The organism is Amycolatopsis sulphurea (assembly GCF_002564045.1).
In the GTDB taxonomy this organism is placed as follows: Bacteria; Actinomycetota; Actinomycetes; order Mycobacteriales; family Pseudonocardiaceae; genus Amycolatopsis; species Amycolatopsis sulphurea.
Genome location: NZ_PDJK01000002.1, coordinates 5,455,539 through 5,474,380, shown reverse-complemented (window position 1 = coordinate 5,474,380; position 18,842 = coordinate 5,455,539). Strand labels below are relative to the sequence as shown.

Sequence of the window (18,842 nt, the reverse complement as noted above, 5' to 3'; positions counted from 1 at the left end):
AATTTGAATCTGATGTCAATGTCAATATGGCCCGTCGAGCCCAGCGAGGCTCGCCTCCTCCGCCCGCCGGACGAGTGCCCTACAACGCTGCGTCGCTGGCCGGCTTGGACAGCGATCCGGACTATCGTTGGATCGAGTTCCGGATGACGACGTCAAGCCCAACCCGACGTCCGCGCGCCCACCAAGAGGAGATCGAATGCCACGGCCGACGACGTCTCGCCGAGAAGACGGGAGCACCACCGTGCCCCATCGCGAGCCTCCCCTCACGGTCCGTGGCGCCCGGACGAGGGCACGGCTTGTCGCGGCAGCACGGACGGTGTTCGAGCGTGACGGGTTCCTCAACGCGCGGCTTGCCGACATCACGACGGAGGCCGGCACCGCCTCGGGCTCGTTCTATACCTACTTCTCCAGCAAGGAGGAGATCTTTCAGGCCGTCTTGGAGGAATTGCAAGACGAGATGCTCCACCCCCACGTCCACGACTTGGTGGACGCGGACGATCCAGTGAGCAGCATCGCTGCCAGCACCCACGCCTATCTGGAGTCCTACCAGCGCAACGCGAAGCTCATGCAACTCCTGGAGCAGGTGGCCAACGTCGATGACAAATTCCGCGAGCTCCGGAAGCGGCGCGCGGACGCGTTCGCCCGCAGGAATGCGCAGGCGATCAGAGACCTGCAGGCACGAGGGCTGGCCGACCCGAAACTTAACCCGATCCTCGCCGCCGGGTCACTGTCGAGCATGGTTGCCCGGGCGGCTTATACGAACTGGGTGCTGGGCGAGGACTGGGACCTCGACGAGCTCTCCGACACCCTGACCCAGCTCTGGGTGAACGCCCTGAAGATCCAGCCCACGACCTGACGCACATCGTTGGGATGTCGACGCGCAGACTGTGCCTGATGTCCGATTGAGACGCCTGGCCAGCCCGAATCCAGGCAATGGTCCCCCCGGACCGGCGACGATGGCAGTCGGCGAATCCAGGCGCCGCATCACCGGCGCTCGAGCGACCAGACGGCCCCCTCGAACCAGAGGCGGCTCTCGCAGGATCCGAGTAGGGCACCAACGCCGTCGACGAGCGCAACGCACGTTGACGAGCACCTCGGGAGACGCGACCCGGAGTGCGCCGGCCGCACGCGGCACCGCGCGCACCCGGCCCAGTCATGCCCCGGCCAATTGCGGCATCTGAGGACCGCCACGCCGTACCCGGCATCAGCGAGGCACGGGGCGACGTGCACCCAGGTAGAGCACGCGACCACGCTGATCCGCCACCAGAGGCGGCGCCGCCGACCTCACGCGGCAGCCACCGATTGCCACGAAGGCTGCGGCAGAAGTCGCACTTGAAGTTGAGTCCAGTCTCAATTATCGTGTTGCGATACACGTCACATCGCACCAACGACGATGAGCCAGCGCGCGAGCGTCACTTGCGGGGCCTACCTCGATCGGCCGGCAACCCTTCGGCCGACGCGGTCGGCGGCACTGGCCCGCGTACAGCTCACCTTCACCGAGCCGGACAACTCTCGGAGGTCGGAGCTGGCACGCAATGCCGCGTCCACATCCGCTTTCGACACGCCTGACCCCGCCGAAGTGCCTCCGACGCACTCGCACGTTTGGCGTGACGGCACAGGCGCTCGTAGGACCACCCTTCCAGTCCACCTGCCGTAGGGCACCAGCCCGAGGAGTATCGATGAAGTTCCGGAGAATCGCACTTGGCGTAGCGCTGTCAGCGCTCGTCGCCGTGACGGCAGCCTGCGGGGGGTCGTCCGGCGCAGGCAAGGACGGCGCGTACTCGATCGGCATCGTCCAGTTCTCGTCCAGCGAAGAGACCAGTGAGACGGCGCTGCGGGCGTACGTCGGCTACGCCGAGGGCCACGGGTGGAAAGTCACCAAGGTGGACCCCCAAGGCTCGGTCGACAAGGCGATCAGCGCTATGAACGACTTCACTCAGAAGCGCGTCGACGTGATCGTGGCGGCCGTCTTCCCGAGCGAGTCGCTCACCGCCGGCATCCGCGCCGCAAACGCCGCGGGGATCCCCGTGATCTCGTTCGCCGGCGGACCGGCGCACGGCGTGGTGGTCGACATGGACGCCGGCCGGCCGAACGGCACCGAGATCGCCAAGCTCCTGGTGAAGGACCTCCACGGCACCGGCAACGTACTGGCGTTCGGCAACAACCAAGGACCGCCGTGCATGGGTCGCGAGGCGGAACTGATGGACACGCTCAAAGGCACCAAGATCCAGGTGACCCGCAAGGAAGTTCCGATCCCCGGACACGTCGAGGCGGCTACCCAGTTCACCCAGGCTTGGCTCGCCGAGCACCCGGCCGGCAGCGAACCCCTGGCGATCTTCGGTTGCTTGGACGAGGCATCCCTCGGCGCGATCAGCGCACTGCGCCAGGCCCGGCGCGACGACGTCCTCGTGTACGGCATCAACGGCACATCCGCAGCCTTGCACGCGGTCGAAGCCGGTGACATGCGTGCCGATGCGTTCATCGACGTCACCGCGGCCGGCATCACTGCGGCGGAGCAGACCCCTGGCGTCGTCGAGCACGGCACCAACGCGGAGCCCAACGTCATCCCCATCCCGGCCATCCTCGTCACCCACGACACCTACCACGAGTTCGTCAAGAAGCACCCGGAAGCGGTCAAGTGATGAGCGGTGTCCAACCTGAGTGCGACGCCGTACCCGACACCCGGGACCCTGCCGGGGCGCGGCAGCCACGTCGGCACGGCGTCAGCCTGGCCATGGAGGGGATCTCCAAGCAGTTCGGCGGGGCGATCGCGCTCGACAACGCCTCCATCTCGCTTGCGCCGGGCAGGGTTCTCGGGTTGTGCGGGGCCAACGGTGCCGGCAAGTCGACCCTGGTGAGGATTCTGGCGGGAGCCGAGCAGGCGGACTCCGGCCGGATCCTGGTCGACGGACGGGAGGTCCGGATCGACAGCCCCCGCGCCGCCACGGCGCTGGGCCTGAGTTTCGTGCACCAGGAGCTGAATCTCGTGCCGAAGTTCTCCGGGCTGCAAAACCTGGCGCTGGGATACAGATCCACCCGGCCACTGGGAATCATCGATCGGCGGGCGCTGCGCGCGCGGGCCGACGAGGTCGGCGAAATGCTGGGTTATCGGATCACGCTCGACGTCCCCGTGGAACGACTCCCGGTTGCCGAGCGATGGATGGTGTCACTCACGCGCGGACTGATGCGGCCCGCGAACCTCGTGGCACTCGACGAACCCACCGCGTCATTTACTGCCGAGGAGGCGGAGCGCCTCTACCGGGTCATCGAGCAACTGACCGCAGCCGGCGTCGGCATCCTCTACATCTCGCACCGCCTGGACGAGGTACTCCAGGTAACCGACCAGATCTGTGTCCTCCGCAACGGGACGGTGGTCGGGACCTACGAGTCCGATTCACTCGACGTCCGGGCGTTGACTCACCACATCGTGGGTCGCGAGGTGGAGTTGCTCGAGCGCCGGGGCCCCGTGGGCGCGCCTGGCGAGCGGGTACGGCTGTCCGTTCGTGGACTCGGTCGACCACCCCAGATCCATGGCGTGGACTTCGACCTGCGTGAGGGCGAGATCCTCGGCGTCGCCGGCCTGGTCGGGTCCGGTCGAACCGAGATCGCTCGTCTGCTCGTGGGCGCCGACTCCGCGACGAGCGGAACGATGGTCCTCGACGGCGAGCCCTACCGGGCGCGCACACCGCACCAGGCCATCCGACGCGGGGTGTGCCTGGTGCCCGAGGAGAGGCGCAGCCAAGGCCTAGTCCTGTCCGGCAGCATCGAGGACAACCTTCAGATGGCCGCGATGGGGGCATCGCGACGCATGTCCGCGGTATACCGCCCCCGCGCGGCTCGGCGGATCACCAAGTCGCTGATCCATCGGTTCGGCATCAAGTCGCGGTCCCCCAGGGACCCTGTCCACTCGCTGAGCGGCGGCAACCAGCAGAAGGTCGTCCTCGGCAAGTATGTGCGAAGCGAACCCAGCGTGCTGATCCTCGATGAGCCGACGGTCGGCGTCGATGTCGGTGCCCGCGCGGACATCTATCGGATCATCACTGAGCTGGCCGGCACGGGTTGCTCGGTGCTGATGATCTCCAGCGACTTCGACGAGCTCGCGATCTGTCACCGCGTAATCGTGGTCCGGGCAGGCACGGTCGTCGGGTCAGTCGATGGCGCCAGTGCAACGAAGAGCCGACTCACTGAGCTCTGCTTCGCTCGGTTCGACGAACAGGAAATCACATGAACACCACGACGCTCAACCACGGCGTTGCACAACCCCGGTCCGCGTTCGTGTGGCAATGCCTCGCGAGATACGGCGCTCTCATGATGCTCGCCACGCTCATCCTCGCGATGTCGATACTCGAGCCCGGCACCTTCGCCACCGGGAACAACGTGGTCAACATCCTCAATCAGAGTGCGCTCTCGGCTGTCATCGCGATGGGGCTGACGTTCACGCTGGTCACCGGCGAGTTCGACCTGAGCATCGGCAGCACGGCCAGCCTCGCCGGCGTCGTCGCCTGCACCGTGATCGTGAAGCACGATGTCTCGATCCCCCTGGCGATCGCGGCGGGAGTCGCAGTCGGTGCCCTCATCGGCCTGCTCAACGGCCTCGTGGTCACCGTCCTTGGCGTCAACGCCCTGGTCGCCACGCTTGGTGTCGGCACCGTGGCCGTCGGCGTCAACTACGCCATCGCGGGCGGCACGCCCGTCACGCTGAGCCACCCGGACGCTTTCCTGGAGATCAGCCTCGGACGATTCATAGGCGTGCCTTACCCGGTTTACATCATGGCGGGCCTGGCCCTGCTGGCCTGGCTGCTCCTCAACCGGACCGTGCTGGGGCGGTCGATGCAGGCAGCGGGAGGCAACGCGACTGCCGCCGGCCTCTCCGGCATCCGGGTCGGCAGAGTCCGCGTCGTCGGATTCGTGATCTGCGGGGCCCTGGCGGCACTCACCGGCGTGTTGCTCGCGACGCGCACGGGAAGCGCCGCGGTCTCCGCAGGCGACACCTACCTGCTCGCCGCGTTCGCCGCCGCGTTCTTCGGTTCGGCGGTCCTCCGCGACGGGCAGTTCCACATCGTCGGCACCGTCGTCGGTGTCGTGACGGTAGCCGTCGGCTTCAACGCGATCGCGCTGCTGGGCATGGAGACCTACTGGCAGTACCTCTTCCAAGGCCTCGTGCTGATCATCGGCGTGGGCGTCGGCACCGTCGCCCGACGCAGGGCCGCGAAATGAGACGACCCGGCAGCCCCTGGAAGCTCGCCGCCTACGACACACGAGCATGCTGGAGGAGAAGACGTGAGCGTCGCACTTGAGGAGATCCTGTTCGACCTCGAGGCCGAGGGAAACCGGCTGGAACGGCTTGTCGCCGCACTCTCGGAAGACCAGTGGCGGACCCCTACTCCGGCGGACGGCTGGGACGTGGCGACCCAGGTCGCCCACCTGGCCTGGACCGACGAGGCGGCCACGGCCGCGGCAGTGGATGAGCAGGCCTGGAACGAGATGTTGACGTCGGTCCTGGCCGACGTCGGCGGATCGGTCGACGCTGCCGCACTTGCCGGAGGCCGGGTCGAGCCGGCGCAACTCCTGGTGCGGTGGCGCCGGGCGCGTGAGGCCGTGGTCGCGGCGCTCCGCGCGCATCCGACCGGCAAACGCATGCCGTGGCTCGGACCATCGATGTCAGCTACCTCGATGGCGACCGCGCGGTTCATGGAAACCTGGGCGCACTCGCACGACGTGCACGCGGCGTTGGGCGTCGAGTTCGAGGTGACTGATCGCATCCGGCACGTGGCGCATCTCGGAATCCGCACCAGGAATTTCGCGTTCTCGATGCACCAGATCCCACCTCCCGACGAGGAGTTCCGGGTCGAGCTGGTGGCGCCGTCTGGCCACGTATGGACCTACGGTCCCGAGGACGCCGCACAGCGGGTGATCGGGTCGGCGTACGACTTCTGTCTGGTGGTCACGCAGCGGATGCACCGCGACGACTCCGACCTGGTGGCAACGGGCGAGGACGCCGACCGCTGGCTTTCCCTCGCTCAGTGCTTCGCCGGCCCGCCCGGCGCGGGGCGCGCCGCAGTCATGACCTAGCACGCCCACTCTTGACTTGAATTTGATTTCACTTTCATATATAGTCGAATGTGGGCCGGCTCCCGGATTCGCTACGCGGCAGGGACAGGGCGAAAGGCCGGGCTTGAGCGCACTCGGGCCGCGGTCCTGCGGCCATCGCCTCGAGTTCTGCCGGCTCCTGCTCGACGAACGACGGGGCAGCCATTCCCTTCGAGCCACCGTGCGGCAGACACACCATCATCCGCACCCCATCGCCCTGGGCATCCGGGGCACCGACCCCGAACAAACACCAAGCTTAGGGAGCCGCCATGAGACTTCCCGTCCCGATCCCGACGCTGGACGACCTTCGCGAGCATGCGTCGACCCTCGGGTTCGATCTCAGCGATGCCGAACTGGAGGCCTACCGCGCACTGGTGGAGCCGAACCTCGAGGTCTACCGGGCGCTGGACGAGATCGAAGACGAGATTCTGCCGCCGCAGTATCCGCGCAGCGCCGCACGCCGTCCGGAGGCCGCCGAGAACCCTTACAACGCGTGGGCCGCGAAGATCGAGGTGCGAGGCGCTGCCACCGGCCCGCTCGCCGGGCGCACCGTGGTGCTGAAGGACAACATCTGCCTCGCCGGCGCGCCCCTGCTCAATGGGACGCGCGCCCTGGAGGGCTACACGCCCGACAGTGATGCAACGGTGGCCACGCGGGTGCTCGAGGCGGGTGGGCGGATCGTCGGCAAGGCCCACTGCGAGTACCTGAGCGGCTCGGGAGGCAGCCACACCAATGCGTGGGGCCTCGTGCGCAATCCGCATCGCCCGACGCACTCCGCCGGCGGGTCGTCGTCGGGCTGCGCGGTGCTGGTTGCGACAGGCGAGGCGGACATGGCGGTCGGCGCCGACCAGGGCGGCTCCATCCGCATCCCCGCGAGCTTTTCCGGAATCGTCGGCATGAAGCCGACGCACGGGCTGGTCCCCTACACCGGGATCGCGCCGATCGATCCGACGTTGGACCACGCCGGGCCGATGACGGCGACCGTGACGGACAACGCGCGCCTGCTGAGTGTGCTCGCCGGCGCGGACGGGCTGGACCCGCGGCAATACGCACCAACAGTCGGGGACTACCTGTCCAGCATCGAGGAGGGCGTTGCAGGACTCCGGATCGGCGTGGTCACCGAAGGATTCGGGCTGCCGGAGTCGGAGGCCGATGTAGACGCCAGCGTGCGCGCCGCAGCGCAGAAGCTCCAGGCGCTCGGGGCCGTCGTCGCGGACGTGTCGATTCCCCTGCACACGACGGCAGCGACGGTATGGCTGCCGATCACGGCCGAGGGCGCCCTCCGCACCATCTGCTACTCGAACGGGCTCGGCACCTCGGCTCGCGGCTTCTACCCGGTCGACCTGCTCGACCACCTCGCGACCTGGCGCGCAACGACCAGCCAGATGCCGCCCAACGTGAAGATGGTGCTCCTGCTGGCCGAGCACATGCACGCGCGCCACCACGGCCGCTTCTACGCCAAGGCACAGAACCTCCTGCGGCGCGCGACCGCCGCCTACGACGCTGCGCTCTCCCGCTTCGACCTCCTCGTCATGCCGACCACCCCGATGAAGGCACCCCCGATCCCTGCTCCCGATGCTCCGATGGAGCTCGTCGTTCAGCAGGCATACGAGACGCACGGCAACACGGCGATCTTCGACGCGACCGGGCACCCCGCCCTCAGCATGCCGTGCGGGATGAATGACGGGCTGCCGATCGGTCTCATGATGATCGGCCGGCACTTCGACGAGCCCACCATCTACCGCGCTGCTCGCGCACTCGAACGACACCTGGCCTTGGGCCTCGCGCCGGAGTCAGCACGACCATAGTCACTGCACGTGATCGTGCTTGAAACTGAACCCACGTTCATCCAGATTCACCTGCCGAGGCAAGCGCACGTCACACAGCAAAGGGTGGTTTCCATGGTGAACATCGCAGCCGAGGTCTGGGCACAGGCAGAGTCCGATCCGGCGCGAGTCGCCGTACGGTCACCTGTGACGATCACCTACGGCGGCCTGCGCCAAGCCGGTCGGCGAGTCGCTGGCGCCGTCCGCTCGGCGGGCTATGCGCCGTTGGATCGGGTGCTGTTCATCGCTCCGACGATCCCCGAGTTCCCGGAGATCTACTACGGCCTTCACGCCGCTGGGGTCACGGTCGTCACGATGAACACGATGTCGACCCATCCGGAGATCGGGTACGTCCTCGCCGACTCCGGTACGTCCCTGGTGGTGGCATGGCACGAATGTGCCGATGCCGCGCGTACTGCGGCGGCGGAGCGCGGCATCGAGTTCTGGGAGATCGAGCCCGGACACTCCTTCGAAGCCCCGCCGCTGACGGACGTCCACGAGCACGCGCACGACGACACCGCAGTGATCATGTACACGTCGGGCACGACGGGGAAGCCCAAGGGCGCCGAGCTGACGGCAGCGAACCTGATCCGCGCTGTTCAGTCCTTCACTCCCGTGTTCAACCTGACCGGCGAGGACCGCGTCGGCACCGCGCTGCCCCTGTTCCACTCCTACGGCCAATCGATCTGCATGAACACCGCGCTGGCGGCAGGCGCCTCGATCTCGCTGCTGACGCGATTCGAGCCCGGCGATGTGCTGCGGATGATGAAGCGGGACCGGCTCACGATCCTCCTCGGAGTGCCCACGATGTGGAACGCGATGCTGCACGTCGAGGGCGACTTCCGCGCGGAGGATTTCACGGAGCTCCGGCTGGCGGGCTCGGGCGGAGCATCGCTGCCCGTAGAGGTCATCCTGGCATTCGAGGACCGTTTCGGTTGCCGCATCCTCGAGGGCTACGGGCTCACCGAGTCGACCGGCGGTGCGACCTTCAATGACCTCAACCGGGAACAGAAGACCGGGACCGTCGGTCGCGCGCTCCCCGGGATGACCGTCGAGGTCCGCGACTCCGATGGCCATGCCCTGCCCCCCGGCGAGCCAGGCGAGGTGTACCTCAAGGGGCCGATGATCATGAAGGGCTACTGGAACCGTCCGGAGGCGACGGCTCAGGATCTCCGCGACGGCTGGCTCAAGACCGGCGACATCGGCGCCCTCGACCACGAGGGCTACCTCAGCATCCTCGACCGAGTCAAGGACCTCATCATCAGAGGCGGATACAACGTCTACCCCCGAGAGGTCGAGGAGGTGCTCTACGAGCACGCCGACATCGTCGAGGTCGCCGTCATCGGGGCACCCGACGAGCACTACGGCGAGGAGATCGCAGCCGTCATCGCGCTCGCGCCTGGCTCCACCGTGACCGGCGAGGAGATCCGCTCGTGGGCGAAGCAGCGGTTGTCGGCGTACAAGGTGCCCCGCCTGTTCTCGTTCGTAGAACAACTGCCGAGGGGCGCTACCGGCAAGATCCTCAAGAGAGCGATCGACCGCGACGAACTGCGGTCATCGGCCCACCGCGAGGTCTCTCCATGAGACCGGCGGCTGCTGATGCCGGGCTACTGCCCGCGGTGACGAACGACGCACGTCGCGACCCGACGGCGTGAACCGCCAACGGCGGAAGGGGGTATCGATCATGACCGACGAGCTGTCCCGCCAGGAGGGCGATCTGCCGTCGCTGGTCGACCAAGCCAGGGTTCGGGACATGCCCGGTACTCGTCGGGGTCTCCGCACCCGCGAGGCGCTCGTCGCGGCGGCAAGGCGCGTCTTCGAGCGCGACGGGTTCATCGAGTCTCGGCTGGTCGACATCACGGCCGAGGCGAAGTGCTCGACGGGGACCTTCTACACGTACTTCGACAGCAAGACCGAGATCTTCACCGCGGTCATGCAGGCGGCCCAGGACGACATGATGAACCCGGGGATGCCGCATGTCGACGAGAATCCCGGCAACACCGCCGCGATTCTTGCCGCCGGCAACCGCGCCTACCTCGAGGCCTACCGCCGCAACGCGAAGCTGATGCTTCTGCTCGAGCAGGTGGCGACGATCGACCCCGTCTTCAGGCAATTGCGGCTGACCCGCTCGCAAGCGTTCGCCGAGCGAAGCGCTCGACGGATCGCGTGGCTGCAGCGGCACGGGTACGCCGACCCCACACTCGATCCAGTGATGGCTGCACGCGCCCTGGCGGGCATGACGAGCCGAATGGCGTACTACGCCTGGGCACTAGAGGAGGGCTGGGACCTCGACGAGGTCGTCGGTACGGTCACGCAGCTCTGGCTCAATGCCCTCGGGGTTGCGCCCGACAAGCCGAAGAGCGATTCCTGAGCCCGGCAGGTTCCGACGCGGTCCTCATCGAGCGGCCTCCTCGCCGTCCAGGAAAGCCAGCACGCGCGGGATGACGAGAGCGGGCTCCTCCAAGATCACGCTGTGGCCTGTCGTTGGCAGGCGCCAGAGTTCGGCGTCCGGGATCCCGTCGACCAGCTCTTGGGACCACTCGAGCGGGCGCGCGCCGTCCTCGCCCCCGCTGACGACGAGGGCCGTCGCCCTGATCAAAGGCAGCTGATCGACCGCACTCGGCCGCTCGATCACCCCACGGATGGCAGGCGCCAGCCCCGGCCGCAGGGCCCCGAAGTGAGCGCGCCACCGCGCGACGATCCCGGCGCGATCCCGGTCGTTCCGGCATGTTTCGCCGAACATGATCTGGGTGATCGTCTCGAGCAGTTCGCCGGCGAACCCGCTGCGCGCGACCTCGTCTGCGATCGGGCGGAACGCGTCGAGGTGCTCGACGGGCTCCTGCCGGGCGGACGTCCCCAGCAGAACCAGACGCTTGACGGCATCCGGCCGACGAGCCGCGACCCTGACTGCGACGTCCCCTCCCATGGACTGGGCGACGAGGTGGACCCGACCCAGGTGCCGGCGATCGAGGAGCTCGAGAATGTCGTCGGCGCAGTCGTCCATCGTGACCATGCCCGCGGCGTCGGGGTTGGCACCCTGCCCCCGGAAGTCCGGGCGCACCATCCGATACCGACCGGCTGCGGCAGCGACGAGGTCGTCGAACATGGTGTGGTCGAGGAACAACGAGTGCAAGCAGACAACCGCCGGCAGGTCGGCCTCGCCCGTGTCGGCCACGAACAGTTCCGCGGTCATCGCTGAACCTCGATCAACTCGAACCGAGTGCCGGCGGGACAGGATCCATCGATCGAAGCCATGGGCATCCCCTTCCAGGTGCGGACCATCACTCTATATGAAGTTGCATTCAGATTCGACGGTGCTGCAGGGTCCCGGCAAAGCTGGTCGAAGGGCCTGTGATCAGCAGAGAGCCGTGGCTGCCGCGTCATCATGGGCGGCGCCTGCCATCTCGATCGATTGCGCCTGGCAGCGGGCGATGCGGTTGTGTTCGAGGTGCGCGACCACCTCGTGGTGTGCTGGATCTGTTTCGGGTCCGTGAAGGGCCCCCTCACACCGACTTTGCCGACACCCTGCGACGGTGCTGCGTCAGGAGCGATGCCAACCAGGGGCCATGCGGCGAAGCTCCACCTGGGCGATGGTGCGCTTGTGCACCTCGTCGGGGCCGTCGGCGAGACGCAGGGTGCGCTGGTGTGCGAAAAAGCTCGCGAGCGGGAAATCGTCGGTCATCCCGGCACCACCATGCACCTGGATGGCTCTGTCGATGACCTTGAGCGCGATCTGCGGTGCCGCGACCTTGATCGCCGCGATCTCCACACGCGCCTCCCGGTTCCCCACCGTGTCCATGAGCCAGGCAGCCTTGAGGACGAGGAGCCGGATCATCTCGATCTCGATGCGCGACTCGGCGATCCAGTCCTGGATGTTGGCGCGGTTGGCCACCGGCTCCCCGAACGTCACCCTCTTCTGCGCCCGATCGATCATCAGGTCGAGCGCGCGTTCCGCAGTGCCGATCGAGCGCATGCAATGGTGAATGCGCCCCGGCCCGAGTCGCGCCTGACTGATCATGAAGCCGTCGCCCTCGCCTGCGAGCAGCGCGGACCGCGGGACGCGGGCGTTCTCGAACAGGATCTCGGCGTGACCTTCCCGGTCCAGGTAGCCGAAGACGGGGAGACCGCGGAGGATCCTGACGCCCGGGGTGTCGATCGGGACGACCATCATCGACTGCTGACGATGGGTCGGCGCGTCGACATCGGTCTTGCCCATCACGATCAGGACCTTGCAGTGGGGGTGCAGGGCGTTGGACGCGAACCACTTGCGGCCGTTCAGTACGTACTCGTCACCGTCGGCATCCATCCGCAGCCGGACGTTCGTCGCGTCCGAGCTCGCGACCGCGGGCTCGGTCATGGCGAACGCAGAGGCGATTTCGCCCGCGAGCAGCGGCCGTAACCACTGCTTCTTGTGCTCGTCGGTGCCGAAGAGCTGCAACACCTCCATGTTGCCGGTGTCCGGCGCGTTGCAGTTCATCGCCTCGGGCGCGATCTGCGGACTGCGCCCCATGATCTCGGCGAGTGGTGCGTAGTCCAGATTACTGAGGCCCGGCGAGCCCCACTCCTCGCTCTCGTGCGGGTGGAAGAGATTCCACAAACCGCGCGCCTTGGCCTCCGCCTTGAGCGACTTGAGCACCGGCGGGTCGAAGTTCGCGTCACCGGACTCGGCCATCTGTTCGGCGTAGACCGGTTCAGCCGGATAGATGTGCCGATCCATGAAGTCCAGGAGCTTTTCCTGATACTCGAGCGACCTCTGGCTGGGTGCGAAGTCCATTCAGATCTCCTTCTCGGGCCACGGAACCGGGAAGCCGCTGTTCGATGGCGTACGCCCAACGACGCCTGACTCGCACTCTACTTGAATCCGGCGTCATCTTCAAGTAGAGTGCGAGTCGATCCTCGTTCGCCCTTGTCAAGGAGCCGGCGTGCCCAGAGCCGCAATCGTTTCGACAGCCCGCGGCCCCGTCGGCAAGGCGTACAAGGGCACGTTCGGCAAGGGCCGGCGTCAACGGTTCGGAGATCGAGGACGTCATCTTGGGGTGCGCGATGCCCCGGGGGGCGACCGGCTTCAACGTCCCCCCAGGCCGCGTTGCGGGTGGCGATCGGTGGCGGCGTCGAGCCGATTTCGCTGTTCCGGTACGAACACGTGAACTCGTACCGCGCGGGCCATCCAGGTCACAAGCCAGCCACCGCGCCAGCTCGGCCCGCACATTCCAGCCGGGGAGTTCGATGACGCCCATCATCCCATCGAGGAACCGAGCGACGAGCCGTCGAGGAAAGGGAGTAGCCGTGAGCCAGACATTGAATAGTCGCGTCGCAATCGTCACCGGCTCAAGCCGCGGAATCGGACGGGAATTCGCGCTGCGGCTTGCCAGAGAGGGAGCCGACGTCGTCGTCTCCGGCAGGAGCGCGACCGACTCACCCCACCTGCCCGGAACCATTCACTCGGTCGCGGAGGAAGTCCAGGCGCTGGGCCGCCGCGCCCTGCCGATACGGGTGGACGTGCGCGACGAGCAAGACATCAAGAACATGGTCGAGCGGACCATGGAGGAGTTCGGGCGGATCGACATCCTGATCAACAATGCGGGCGCGCTGTGGTGGGAGAACGTCCTTGACACCCCGCCGGCTCGAGTCGCCCTCATGTTCGAGGTAAACCTGAGGGCGTCCTATTTGGCCTCCTACTACGCGCTGCCCCACATGGTGGCGGGAGGCTGGGGCCACATCGTGATGAACTCGCCTCCTGTCAGCATTCTGGCCACGCCCGGGCACGCGATGTACTACTGCATGAAGATGGGCATGACCCGGCTCGCCATCGGCATCGCTGCCGAGCACGCCGGAGACAACGTCGCTGCAAATAGCCTCTGGCCCGCGGCCCCCATCGAGTCCTACGCGACGCTGAATTGGCCGGAGGACAAGATGGGACGTCCCGATCAGTGGCGGGTGCCGGCCATCATGTGCGATGCCCTCATGGAGGTCCTCGGGTCGGAACCCGGGGAGCTGACCGGTCGGCAACTCATCGACGAAACCCTCCTTCGGGAGCGCGGCTGGACGGACGCGGACATCGACAAGTACTGGCTCGCGGGAAAGCCGCCCGCCGAAGCGTTCTGGATCGACGAGCGCTCATATCCAACCTCAGCCACCATTGAGCGCAGCTGATAGCCAGTACGTTCCTGTCAATGGGCAAGGTGAGGCGCCCGTCCTGATCGCTCGGGGCGGGCGCTCGTTTGTGGCGGTGGCTGAGCGTGTCGTTGGCGACGCGCGCCCCAACCGTGTATGCGCGGGCACACAACGCCGCCAGCCGTTCCCGCCACGCGTCTCGCGTACGCCGGCAATCAGCGCTTGAGCGTGGCGTACGACGCGGACGCGACCCCGATCTCGTCCAGCACCCACAAGCTGTCGAACTTGCAGATCGGCTCGATAAACCCGGGCCACCACCAAGCCCCGGAACACCTCGGCCCCGTCCGTGCTGGACGTGTTCTCCCGCGTGATCGTCGGCTGGCAGGTCGCTACCTCGCTGTATACGGATCTGGCGCTGGACGCACTGCAGATGGCGGCCTGGCGCCGCCGGGCCGCCAGCGCGGACCTGGCCGGGCTGGCGCATCACAGCGACCGCCCAGTACCGAGTGGTGCGCTACACCCAGCGCCTCGCCGAGGCCAGCTTCGTCGCCTCCGTTGGCAGCACAGGAGATTCCTACGACAACGCAACGGACGAAGCATTCAACTCGCTCTACAAGGCCGAACTCGTCCACAACCATGGCCCCTGGCGCGGCCTCGACGACCTGGAAATCGCGACCGTCGAGTACATCGACCGGTACAACAACCGCCGCCTGCACGGCGAACTCGGACACACCCCACCCACCGAGCACGAAGCACTACACGCGATGACCCACCCAGCCACCGCACCCCTGGAAACCCACTAATCCAGTGGTCTCCACCAAACCCGGGGCTTGAGAGATCACCGATCACCTACGAACACGACCTGAACCCGAAATCGACTACCCTTCCCGAAGTCGCGTAACCCCGTGTCCAACTTCCGGGGGCAAGACCCGTCAATGGTTTGCCCACCTGTCTGGACAGTCGGGCGAACCCCTTTCGCATCCTGGGCACAACAGCAAGTATTGACAAACACTCCGCCGGGACGCATACCGGTTGACCGCGCAGAAGCACGGCTGGACTCAATCGATCACCAAGGGTGACGAAGTGATGGAATATGGCCATGCTATCGGGGAGTCACATCGCCGAAACAGTGGTATCGGCGTCTTGGCGGTCTCAGTCACCATCGGATGGACAATGACGAGAGGCGGTGTCCTCAGGTGTCCTTTCAGCCCTCCGCGGCGCAAGCCGTGTCGCTGTCGAGCGTCGGTGAGTATCGATGTGGTAGGTCATGACCACCACGGGGCAGGGCACGTTGCCGCGGAACCGGACACGGGGCCGGGGGTCACCGCATCTACTGTGGACGATGGGCATCGCTACGCCCACACCCTGCCGGCTACCGCTCGTACCGCAGCGCAGGCCCTTCTCACCCGCGCCCGGTCGTCCCCGGCCCGATCCCCAAATCCCGCACGACACGACGCCCTGAACCGCCGCTGCACGAATGCACCCCGGGTGTCCACAAATCATCGATTCGACATCGCCAGGATTCGAAAGGCGGGTTGGCGACCATGGAATCACCGGATTACCTCAAAGGTGAGCACCTTGTGACCGGCCTGACCGAGCAGGAGCTTTATAGCCGGCTCGCTGACCTGCCGCGGCCGCATTACCCGTTCCCGGACCTGACGAATCCGAAGATGGAGGAGCTGGCGCAGGAGTACTACCGGTGGATCGACGAGGACTACGCCTTCCATTCCGAGCAGGCTCGGACCCGTCACAAGCGGCACCGGCTGACTGATCTCGCGGCCCGCGCGTTCCCTTTTCTCACCCTGGCCGAGTTGCGGCCGGTCGCCCGTTATGCCTCGTCCGGGGCGATGATGGACGACTACTTCGACCGCTGTAGCCACGATGAGATGTCCGCGATCCGCGAACGAATCATGGCGCTGCTGACCGGTGACGACGACGAACCACCGCACGACCTCGGCATTTACCGGCAGTTTCACCAGCTTCGGCAGGATGCGATCGCCTGCGGCATGCCCATGCATTTGTATGAGAATTTCATCGTCGCGATCAACCAGATGCTTACCGGCTTCCAGGACGAAAAACGCTACATCGCCCTCAACCGGCCGGCGCCGCTTCCGGTGTTCCTGACGATCCGGGAGTGCACCAGCGGAGGTGCACCATTCGCGAAGTATCTCTGCATGCAGAAGGATTTCCGCACGCTGCCGGACACCGTGCTGGAACACCCGGCGATCCTGCGTATGCATGCACTATCATCCCGCATCATCGGCTGGCACAACGACATCGTCTCCCTGCCCAAGGAACTTTCCCGGCGAGGCGATGTCATCAACCTGGTCATCACTCTGCGGCACGAGCACAACGTGTCATTGACAGAGGCGTACATGATGGCCCTGAAATTCCACGACAACGATCTGAAAGAACTCATCACCCTGACGGACAACCTGCCAGACTTCAGTCAATGGCAGGACCGGGCCGTCGAATACGCCCACACCATCGGCATCATGCTGCAGGGGGTCTACTCCTGGCACACCAAGAACTCTCTGCGTTATGTCCCCGGCTCCTACGTCGAACCCGAATACATCAGTCAGGAATTCCGATGGAAATGCTGACACCCCTGAATGCCCACGACGACATGATGGAGGTCATTGAAACCCGTAGCTGACATCTCAGATGGTGCCGCCGGTTCAGCACCGCTGACGGCCACGAAGAAAAGGAGAATCCAGCATGTGTGCTGTCTCCAGTCACGATTCCGCAGCCCGTTCGACGGCGCCGATGGCGCCAGGCCGAATTCCTTTGCTCGGTCACACCCCCTCGTTGCTGAGACGCCCGTTGAACTTTGTCAACTCCCAACGCGACCGCGGTCCTATCGTGCGGTTCGCCGTCGGCACGAAGACTTTTTACCTGCTCAACGATCCCGCCCTGACCCGAGAACTGCTGATCGACCAGGGCAGCGATCGGGGTCCGTTCACCAAGCGCGGGATGCTGCTCGACCACGTGCGCCGCATGGTCGGCAACGGCCTCGGCACCTCCGACGGCGACCTGCACCACCGACAACGCCGCATGATCCAGCCGATGTTCCGCAAACAGCGCATCAACTCCTATGTGGACACGATGCGCGAGACGACCTTGGCCCAGATCCAGGGCTGGTCGCCCGGACGGAGACTGGACTTCCCCGACGAGATCGGTGTGCTGGTGGCCACGATCCTCACCGGGACGGTATGCGGGCCTGGTCTCGCCAACGACGTGTCTCGCGAGGTCACTCGTGATATTCGGGCCGCAGCGCGCGGGGTCGGACTACGGGGCATGCTGCCAGCGGCCATGACCCGCTTGCCCCTACCGGGCAACCGCCGTTTCGAGGCCGCGCTGAGCCGGTTGCACGCGGTGATCGACCAGATGATCGCCGATACTCGGGCGCGCGACCTCGACCGCGGCGACCTGCTGTCCCTGCTCCTGGCCGCCCGCGACGAACACGGCAGCCCCATGAGCGACCAGCAGATTCACGACGAGGTCGTGTCCATCATGGTCGGCGGCCTGGAAAGCAGTGTCACCGCGTTGTCCTGGACGCTCAGCGCGGTCGCTGACGATCCCGAGATAGACCACCGTCTGCACACCGAGGCCGTTACCGTGCTGGACGGGCGTCCCGGTCCGTCCGTAGCGGACTTACCACAGTTGGACTACACCCGGCGGGTGTTCACAGAAGCCCTGCGTATGTGGCCCCCAGGATGGCTTCTACCCCGCCGCGCCACCACCGACGTGAAGCTCGGAGGGTTCCTCATCCCGGCCGGCAGCTACGCCGTCTACAGCCCGTACGTCCTCAACCATGACCCCCAGCTTTTCCCGGATCCAGAACGATTCGACCCGGACCGGTGGCTGCCCGGCGCCATAACGAAGGACGCCACTGACGCGTTCTTCACCTTCAGCGGCGGCGCCCGCAAATGCATGGGAGACAACTTCGTGATGACCGAGGCGGTCGTCGTGCTGGCGACCATCGCCGCACGCTGGCAACTGCGCCGCACCACCGAGCCCCCGCCCCGTCCCAGACCCAAAGCCGTGCTGACCCCCAGCGACTTCCACCTGACCGCCACTCCCCGCCCGTCCGCTTGACACCCGACGACGTGAGGTGGCCGCCTCAAGGACGACAGCTACCGGCCGTTGCCGTCGCGTTGCCACCCGAGCCCCGCTCCGGTACGAAACTTCCCGAACCATCAAACCGTGCCCCGGAGCCCGGCAAGCGTCTCCTGGAACCAACCCGTCATGACCACTTCGGATCCAGGGTTGTGGTCAGGAGTCTGTGCTCCCCATACGCTCCCCACAATCAGAAACGGCCTGCCGATAACGATCACGGACAGGCCGCCTGACCAGCAACAACACCGTGGGCGATACTGGGATCGAACCAGTGACCCCTTCGGCCGACTGGACCGGAAGAAACGGTCCGGGCGCGCGCGGGCAGTACCGCGCACGCCCGGACCGTTTTCGTTTTCCCCCATTTTCACCCGGACGGCGCAGGGTCCCGGCAAAGTTGGTCGAAGGGCCTGTGATCAGCAGAGAGCCGTGGCTGCCGCGTCGTCATCGGCGGTGCCTGCCCTCTTCATCGATTGCGCCTGGCAGCGGGCGATGCGAGGGTGTTCGAGGTGCGCGACCACCTCGTCGTGTGCGCCGGACCTGTTTCAGGTCTGTGAAGGGGCCCTTCACAGACTCTGAGTCCGTGAAGGGCCCCTTCACGGACTTCCGCCGTCTGCGCAGGGCCCCTCACGACGACTTTGCGGGGATTGAGGCGCCGGAACGGCTGTAGGCACACCTGACGCGGGTCCACGGTGA

At 66.3% G+C, this 18,842-nt stretch carries 14 protein-coding genes; 12 read left to right on the top strand and 2 right to left on the bottom strand.

The genetic code is table 11. From position 1 onward, the window contains the following. The first annotated feature begins 196 nt into the window (after positions 1–196). The 8 genes from ATK36_RS30960 (at position 197) to ATK36_RS30925 (ending at position 10,287) form a co-directional block, all read left to right on the top strand. On the top strand, positions 197–856 hold the full coding sequence (locus tag ATK36_RS30960; protein WP_098514658.1) for a TetR/AcrR family transcriptional regulator: 660 nt from the start codon (positions 197–199) through the stop codon (positions 854–856). An 823-nt stretch (positions 857–1,679) separates the two neighbouring features. Next, complete coding sequence (locus ATK36_RS30955; protein WP_170069986.1) at positions 1,680–2,642, top strand: sugar ABC transporter substrate-binding protein; 963 nt, start codon at positions 1,680–1,682, stop codon at positions 2,640–2,642. Positions 2,643–2,734: 92 nt separating this feature from the next. After that, a complete protein-coding gene (locus ATK36_RS30950) occupies positions 2,735–4,228 on the top strand; it encodes a sugar ABC transporter ATP-binding protein (protein ID WP_211292000.1) in 1,494 nt (497 codons plus the stop codon). Continuing rightward, complete coding sequence (locus ATK36_RS30945; RefSeq protein ID WP_098514655.1) at positions 4,225–5,217, top strand: ABC transporter permease; 993 nt, start codon at positions 4,225–4,227, stop codon at positions 5,215–5,217. Before ATK36_RS30950 ends, ATK36_RS30945 begins: the two co-directional genes overlap by 4 nt. Before the next feature lie 63 nt (positions 5,218–5,280). Further along, positions 5,281–6,072, top strand: coding sequence for a TIGR03084 family metal-binding protein (locus ATK36_RS30940; protein WP_098514654.1), 792 nt, complete (start codon positions 5,281–5,283; stop codon positions 6,070–6,072). A gap of 287 nt (positions 6,073–6,359) precedes the next feature. Beyond that, positions 6,360–7,898, top strand: a complete 1,539-nt coding sequence (locus ATK36_RS30935; protein ID WP_098514653.1) for an amidase — start codon at positions 6,360–6,362, stop codon at positions 7,896–7,898. A gap of 93 nt (positions 7,899–7,991) precedes the next feature. Continuing rightward, a complete protein-coding gene (locus tag ATK36_RS30930; RefSeq protein ID WP_098514652.1) occupies positions 7,992–9,500 on the top strand; it encodes a long-chain-fatty-acid--CoA ligase in 1,509 nt (502 codons plus the stop codon). A gap of 100 nt (positions 9,501–9,600) precedes the next feature. Next, complete coding sequence (locus ATK36_RS30925; protein ID WP_098514651.1) at positions 9,601–10,287, top strand: TetR/AcrR family transcriptional regulator; 687 nt, start codon at positions 9,601–9,603, stop codon at positions 10,285–10,287. Positions 10,288–10,311: 24 nt separating this feature from the next. Here ATK36_RS30925 and ATK36_RS30920 read toward each other — a convergent pair whose 3' ends face one another. Together ATK36_RS30920 and ATK36_RS30915 are read right to left on the bottom strand one after the other, a co-directional pair. Beyond that, entirely contained in the window at positions 10,312–11,109 is a 798-nt protein-coding gene (locus ATK36_RS30920) for an alpha/beta fold hydrolase (RefSeq protein WP_098514650.1), read from the bottom strand. Positions 11,110–11,457: 348 nt separating this feature from the next. Next, positions 11,458–12,690 carry an acyl-CoA dehydrogenase family protein gene (locus ATK36_RS30915; protein ID WP_098514649.1) on the bottom strand — a complete coding sequence of 411 codons (1,233 nt, stop codon included), beginning with the start codon at positions 12,688–12,690 and terminating at the stop codon, positions 11,458–11,460. 512 nt (positions 12,691–13,202) lie between these two features. On the opposite strand from ATK36_RS30915, the gene ATK36_RS30910 reads away from it, so the two are divergent. From ATK36_RS30910 to ATK36_RS30895, 4 genes are all read left to right on the top strand, one after another. Next, positions 13,203–14,069, top strand: coding sequence for an SDR family oxidoreductase (locus ATK36_RS30910; protein ID WP_170069985.1), 867 nt, complete (start codon positions 13,203–13,205; stop codon positions 14,067–14,069). A 470-nt stretch (positions 14,070–14,539) separates the two neighbouring features. Next, positions 14,540–14,833: an integrase core domain-containing protein gene (locus ATK36_RS30905; RefSeq protein WP_170069984.1), complete on the top strand. Its 294-nt coding sequence runs from the start codon at positions 14,540–14,542 to the stop codon at positions 14,831–14,833. Positions 14,834–15,610: 777 nt separating this feature from the next. Next, positions 15,611–16,633 carry a terpene synthase family protein gene (locus tag ATK36_RS30900; RefSeq protein ID WP_211291999.1) on the top strand — a complete coding sequence of 341 codons (1,023 nt, stop codon included), beginning with the start codon at positions 15,611–15,613 and terminating at the stop codon, positions 16,631–16,633. Positions 16,634–16,748: 115 nt separating this feature from the next. Beyond that, positions 16,749–18,128 (top strand): cytochrome P450, encoded by a 1,380-nt coding sequence (locus ATK36_RS30895; protein WP_098514646.1) that lies wholly within the window; start codon positions 16,749–16,751, stop codon positions 18,126–18,128. Positions 18,129–18,842 lie beyond the last annotated feature (714 nt).

Coding starts and splice junctions, on each gene's coding strand:
- ATK36_RS30930 (WP_098514652.1), top strand. CDS start 7,992: ATGGTGAACATCGCAGCCGAGGTCTGGGCACAGGCAGAGTCCGATCCG.
- ATK36_RS30920 (WP_098514650.1), bottom strand. CDS start 11,109: ATGACCGCGGAACTGTTCGTGGCCGACACGGGCGAGGCCGACCTGCCG.
- ATK36_RS30945 (WP_098514655.1), top strand. CDS start 4,225: ATGAACACCACGACGCTCAACCACGGCGTTGCACAACCCCGGTCCGCG.
- ATK36_RS30935 (WP_098514653.1), top strand. CDS start 6,360: ATGAGACTTCCCGTCCCGATCCCGACGCTGGACGACCTTCGCGAGCAT.
- ATK36_RS30950 (WP_211292000.1), top strand. CDS start 2,735: ATGGAGGGGATCTCCAAGCAGTTCGGCGGGGCGATCGCGCTCGACAAC.
- ATK36_RS30895 (WP_098514646.1), top strand. CDS start 16,749: ATGTGTGCTGTCTCCAGTCACGATTCCGCAGCCCGTTCGACGGCGCCG.
- ATK36_RS30955 (WP_170069986.1), top strand. CDS start 1,680: ATGAAGTTCCGGAGAATCGCACTTGGCGTAGCGCTGTCAGCGCTCGTC.
- ATK36_RS30925 (WP_098514651.1), top strand. CDS start 9,601: ATGACCGACGAGCTGTCCCGCCAGGAGGGCGATCTGCCGTCGCTGGTC.
- ATK36_RS30960 (WP_098514658.1), top strand. CDS start 197: ATGCCACGGCCGACGACGTCTCGCCGAGAAGACGGGAGCACCACCGTG.
- ATK36_RS30915 (WP_098514649.1), bottom strand. CDS start 12,690: ATGGACTTCGCACCCAGCCAGAGGTCGCTCGAGTATCAGGAAAAGCTC.